Below are 253 nucleotides of genomic sequence, written 5' to 3' on the forward strand. Positions count from 1 at the left end.
CGAGAAGCACATCCAGGCCGGCGCCAAGAAGGTCCTGATCTCCGCGCCCGCCAAGGACGAGGACATCACGGTCGTGATGGGCGTCAACCAGGACAAGTACGACGCGGCCAACCACCACGTCATCTCCAACGCCTCCTGCACCACCAACTGCGTGGCGCCGATGGCCAAGGTTCTCGACGAGAACTTCGGCATCGTCAAGGGCCTGATGACGACCGTCCACGCGTACACCAACGACCAGCGCATCCTGGACTTC

General features: G+C 62.8%; 1 pseudogene. It reads left to right on the forward strand.

Features of this window, described 5'->3' with window-relative positions:
* Window positions 1-253, forward strand: a pseudogene (locus tag GJQ66_RS13345) (type I glyceraldehyde-3-phosphate dehydrogenase); the annotation flags it as partial.

It is taken from the genome of Microbacterium sp. ZXX196, from assembly GCF_009709595.1.
Classification (GTDB): domain Bacteria; phylum Actinomycetota; class Actinomycetes; order Actinomycetales; family Microbacteriaceae; genus Microbacterium; species Microbacterium excoecariae.